Genomic DNA, 1,445 nt, shown 5'->3' with positions numbered 1-1,445 from the left:
CATAGTGTAAAATTTCTTGTGTAACCTCCAAAGTCCATAGAAAAAGGGACCTTTATCTTGTAAGATTGTAGTTACGACAAAACAATCACTTACAGGAGGTCCCTTATGGAAAACTTTAACACAAAATTAATGACAGCACTAGCTAAAGGTGAGTCTATTCATGAAATTTTTAGACAAGCCTTGGAGGATGCAGTCAATCTTTTGCTAGAATCCGAAAGAACCGTCTTCTTAGATTATGAAAAATGGGATATTAGAGGATACAATTCTGGAAATTCAAGGAATGGTTATTACTCTCGGCGTTTAAAGACGGAATATGGCACCCTCGAACTCAAGATACCCCGAGATCGCTTGGGTGAATTAGAAATTCAAACGGTTAAAGCCCTGAAAGAGTCTCATTCGCATCTCGAACAAATGATTATTTTGATGTATCAAAAAGGGATTACGACTCGTGAAATATCGGATCTCATCGAAAAAATGTATGGGCATTATTATTCAGCAGCTACCATCTCGAATCTATCAGACAGTTTTAAAGACGAATTGTATGCTTATCGTCAGGAAGTGATTCAGGCTGATTATGTGTGTCTTTATTGCGATGCAACCTTTATCCCAGTGAGACGAGGGACGGTTTCTAAAGAAGCTGTGCATACCATCGTGGGCATTGATTCGAAAGGCTATAAGAAAATACTCGATTTTCAAGTCTATCCTACAGAATCAGCGATTCATTATCGTGAAATGCTTCAAGATTTGAAGCGTCGTGGTCTCCAACAGGTCCTACTCTTTGTTTCAGATGAATTAACCGGTTTAGCAGAAGCCGTTACCCATGAATTCCCTCAAGCCTTACACCAAAGTTGTTGGACCCATCTTTTGAGACAAATGGGTTCAAAAGTGAGAGTAAGTGATCGTTCAGAAGTTCTAGCGGCTTTAAAACAGATCCCCAAAGCTTCCAATATCAAGGAAGCGACACAGCTACTGGGTGAATTCTGTCAACAATGGGAATCTAAATATCCAAAACTGGTAAAACAGATGAGAAACAAACAGAATCTCTTCTCTTTTATGCATTTTCCAAAAGTGATTTGGCCTTCATTGTATACCAACAATCTTTCCGAAAGTATCAATAAACAGCTGAAGCGACGTACAAAAACGAGAGAACAATTTCCACATGATTATTCATTAGAGAAAACCGTTTACTGTTATGTTTCAGAATATAACACACGATTTAGCCAACGAATACATAAGGGATTTGGACAAGTAACGTTTGAATTAGAGGCGCTCTTAGCACAGAAACAATCCGTTAAACGGAGTCAAATGACACTAAAGAAGAATGAAACACACGTTTCATAAGTAATCAATTAAACACTAAATACTGTACTAAAATTATCCAATGAACTAAGACATATAAAATACAATTTTACAATCGAGTTTACACAATTTTTTTGACACTACCA

At 37.2% G+C, this 1,445-nt stretch carries 1 protein-coding gene; it reads left to right on the top strand.

Features of this window, described 5'->3' with window-relative positions; translation table 11 throughout:
• The first annotated feature begins 105 nt into the window (after positions 1 to 105).
• On the top strand, positions 106 to 1,341 hold the full coding sequence (locus CYJ57_RS07670; RefSeq protein WP_101954781.1) for an IS256 family transposase: 1,236 nt from the start codon (positions 106 to 108) through the stop codon (positions 1,339 to 1,341).
• Positions 1,342 to 1,445: the final 104 nt, after the last annotated feature.

Origin of the sequence: Falseniella ignava (genome assembly GCF_002847645.1) — a bacterium.
In the GTDB taxonomy this organism is placed as follows: Bacteria; Bacillota; Bacilli; order Lactobacillales; family Aerococcaceae; genus Falseniella; species Falseniella ignava.
The sequence above is the reverse complement of the archived record's forward strand: the minus strand, read 5'-3'. Positions and strand labels throughout refer to the sequence as shown.

Coding starts and splice junctions, on each gene's coding strand:
- CYJ57_RS07670 (WP_101954781.1), top strand. CDS start 106: ATGGAAAACTTTAACACAAAATTAATGACAGCACTAGCTAAAGGTGAG.